5 protein-coding genes are annotated in these 3385 nt (G+C 34.7%); 2 read left to right on the plus strand and 3 right to left on the minus strand.

Features of this window, described 5'->3' with window-relative positions:
* From AB4Y90_RS16740 to tssO (AB4Y90_RS16750), 3 genes are all read right to left on the minus strand, one after another.
* A partial coding sequence (locus AB4Y90_RS16740) for a PKD domain-containing protein (protein ID WP_441558707.1) occupies positions 1 to 624 on the minus strand: 624 nt, incomplete at its 3' end.
* 38 nt (positions 625 to 662) lie between these two features.
* Positions 663 to 1181 (minus strand): type VI secretion system TssO, encoded by a 519-nt coding sequence (gene tssO / locus AB4Y90_RS16745; RefSeq protein WP_441558708.1) that lies wholly within the window; start codon positions 1179 to 1181, stop codon positions 663 to 665.
* A 23-nt stretch (positions 1182 to 1204) separates the two neighbouring features.
* The gene (gene tssO, locus AB4Y90_RS16750; protein ID WP_441558709.1) at positions 1205 to 1735 is read right to left on the minus strand and encodes a type VI secretion system TssO; all 531 of its coding nucleotides are present in this window, start codon (positions 1733 to 1735) and stop codon (positions 1205 to 1207) included.
* A gap of 178 nt (positions 1736 to 1913) precedes the next feature.
* On the opposite strand from tssO (AB4Y90_RS16750), the gene AB4Y90_RS16755 reads away from it, so the two are divergent.
* Together AB4Y90_RS16755 and AB4Y90_RS16760 are read left to right on the plus strand one after the other, a co-directional pair.
* Positions 1914 to 2585, plus strand: a complete 672-nt coding sequence (locus tag AB4Y90_RS16755) for a response regulator transcription factor (RefSeq protein WP_441558710.1) — start codon at positions 1914 to 1916, stop codon at positions 2583 to 2585.
* Positions 2586 to 2725: 140 nt separating this feature from the next.
* A complete protein-coding gene (locus AB4Y90_RS16760; RefSeq protein WP_034674127.1) occupies positions 2726 to 3016 on the plus strand; it encodes an HU family DNA-binding protein in 291 nt (96 codons plus the stop codon).
* The last annotated feature ends 369 nt before the right edge of the window (positions 3017 to 3385 follow it).

A 3385-nucleotide genomic window follows, 5' to 3' on the forward strand; every position in this document is an offset into this window, starting at 1 on the left:
CTCTTCATCCTCCATAGAATTATAGGCCGGTAAAATTTTTATACGGTGCTCGATAGGTTCCAGATCTTTTTCTGTATAAAGTGTAACGGTATAATCTCCCGGTTTTTGGAATGCGTAAATAGCAAGCTTGTCTTTGGCGTCTATTTTTCCGGTTTCGCCGAATCTCCAGGTAAATTGTGAGGCATCAGAAAGTGCACGGAACTGGATGTTCTCATACTGCATTGCCTGAGTCTGGGCGTCAATCTTCGTTACTGTAGCTGTACTGTCTTTAGGTTTCGGAATTCCTCTTGCAGAAACCATGATCGGGAAAGATTTAGAATACTTATTATCAATAATAAGCGTCACATTATAATATCCCGGTTTGCTGTAAAAATGAATTCCCTTGTCTTTTTCTGAAGTCTGGCCGTCTCCAAAATCCCATTTTTTGAATTTCGCAAACGGTGTTTTATCCTGAAACCTTAAAGTATCACCAGTATAAAGCGAAGACGGGAAAACTACTCCTTCAATATCATTTGCCGAATGAATGACCTTTTTTTGCAGCCACAATGCGACGAGTGCGGCAATAAGCAATGTGGCAATTACACCAATAATGATGTTTTTCCTGTTCTTTTGAAAATAATTCATAGTTAATTTTTGTGGTGTGTTTTGTATATTTTTTGGTGTTATCTTGTGTTTAAAGCATTATTCCGGTCTCTCAGCGTCTGGCTTTTTTCTTTGTACCCTAACTGGCAATCTTCAAACTGTTTTTCGAATGTTTTTGTGGTTTCATTCATTTTCATGATTCGGTCTTTGTCGACCATATTCATCTTAAAGAATTTCCCTATTTGCGGAAAAGCCATTTTTCGCGGATCATTTACTACAACATTCTGAAATGTATTGGCTAAATCCTGAATCGCGTATTCAGCATCATTTCTCTCCACAGGCTRCTGAATTTCCACAGATAGCCTGTTAACTCTCGCATAGGCAGTGTCTATTAATTTTAAACCAACTTTTTGCTGCTGATCAAATTTTACTTTTTGCTCTAAAATCTGCAACGAATTGGTATCTGCTTCAGAAAACGGCGATGCAAAACCTTTAAGAAAAATAACTCCGAGAAAGAAAAGTGCTACAATAAGCATTAATATGAGGTAAAAAAACTGATAATGCTTTTCTTTTTTTGATAATGTAACTTGTCCCTGCATAATTTCTAAACTTTAAAATAAAATTATCTTCTTCGCCCGGTAAATTTTCTGGTAGGGTCTATTCTCATCTTATTATTAATCTGATCAGATTTCCCCTGACATTCCTGAACATTGCGGATGGCGATCTGCTGTTTAAAAGAAACATTGATGATCTGGCTTTTCAGATTAAGCATGGGTTTAATTTTCTGCATCAATACCGCATAATGTTTAAAATTATTGGCACTGTCGGCTCCCATAATCTGCTGAGCTTCGCGAACGTTATCGAGAATGTAAGTACGTAAATAGTTGTCGTTATAAGCTTTATCAGAATCCAGCAGCTCCATTCGTGCATAAATACTGTCGACCTGAGTATGAAGAATATTATCACGATTCAGCAAATCACGGTAAGCACGAACTTCGTCTTCAACACCCGTAAGCTGCCTGTCATAACTCTTAAAAAAGAAGAATACGCTGGTAAATGAAACTGCAGAAAGCACGATAAATGAAAGAATAAACTTCCATATACCCGATCTGACATCAGATTTGTTTAGTTTTTTTTCTCTACTCGTAGACATTTTATGATTTGGTTTGGATTGTGAAAATAGGAAAAAAAACATTTATGTACAAAATTAAATTTAATGCATACAATACTATTTACAATTATTTAACGTTAAGATTAATTTCCAGATCCGAAAGATTTTCTTATTTTAGTGAGCAGAATTTTATTTTGCCATACCAAATCACAAAAATAAAATGAGTAAATTACTGACCAACACGGTAAGATTTTCTATTGCGGACAGCGATTTTTATTTTAAAAAAATAATGATCAAAACCCTTCTGGAAAACCCATTTAATATGCTGCTCAATGACTGCAACAACGGTCATGAGCTGATTAACCGAATCTACAGAAAACAGGAAGACGTCTTCATCATAGAACTTTTCATGCCTGTTCTGAGCGGTATTGAAGCTATAAAATTTATCCGTAAAAACAATTCTGAAACACCAATTATCACCTACTCCGGAACTTACCAGGAAGACATGGCGGAGATTTTAGAAAAAATCCCAAACATTTATTACTGCCAGAAAAACAGCAATATTATAAAAGACCTCATCAAAGGCCAAATTACTTCTCAAGATTTTGATTACCTGGCTTATTCCGAAAAATGGAAAAAACAGCCATTGGCTGTTCAGGAATATATGAACCGTCAGAAAAAAAGCCAGGAAGAACTTTCATCCACAGAGATCCAGCTGATGAAATTTTGCTATGAAGGTTTCAGCAATAAAGAGATCGGCGAAAAGCTCAATCTGAGCACCCGTACCATCGATACGTACATCAACAGACTTACAGAAAAGCTTGGTTTAAAAACAAAACTGCACCTTATTCGCTTCTGTGTAGAAAACGGATATTACAATTCAAGCATGTAAAAAACTCCTCCTTTCAGCAATACACTATACTAAACATAAAATTCTCAGTAGTTTATGTGAAACATTTTTTGCCCGAATTTGCTACTATTCAATTTTTTTAACTAAATTTGCACACCTAAAATTTAAAATTTACAAAGGAAATGACAAAGGCAGAATTGGTAAACACCATCTCCAATAAATTGGGGACCGAAAAGAATGAAACACAGAAAGTTGTAGAAGCTTTTATGCAGGAGATCAGAACTTCTATGTACAATGGAGACAATGTTTACTTAAGAGGTTTTGGATCTTTCATCGTGAAAACAAGAGCAGCAAAAACGGGAAGAAACATCTCTAAGAACACTGCTATCGAAATTCCTGCACATAATATTCCTGCTTTCAAGCCATCAAAATCTTTTGTGGAGAAAGTGAAAACTAAAGTTGCAGTAAAATAAAGAATAATTAAATATTAACTAGTTAACAAAAAAAATTAACATTATGCCAAGCGGAAAGAAAAGAAAAAGACACAAGGTTGCAACACACAAAAGAAAGAAAAGAAGAAGAGCAAACAGACATAAGAAAAAATAATCTCCTCAGAGATTTTTAGTATAATAATATAGTTGGTGTTTTTAATTTTTTAATATTCACCGACTATATTTTGTTATGTAAAACAGTAAAGAAATTGAGGAAAATGAGCCATCATCACCTCACATTTCATCACCAATCTTTTTATCTTTAATTTTAAAAATGAAGAAAGAACTAATAGTTTCGCATGAAGATGATCTTACAAAGATTGCTTTGCTGGAGGATGGTAGACTATGTGA

The organism is Chryseobacterium sp. 2TAF14, from assembly GCF_052115105.1.
Lineage (GTDB): Bacteria > Bacteroidota > Bacteroidia > Flavobacteriales > Weeksellaceae > Chryseobacterium.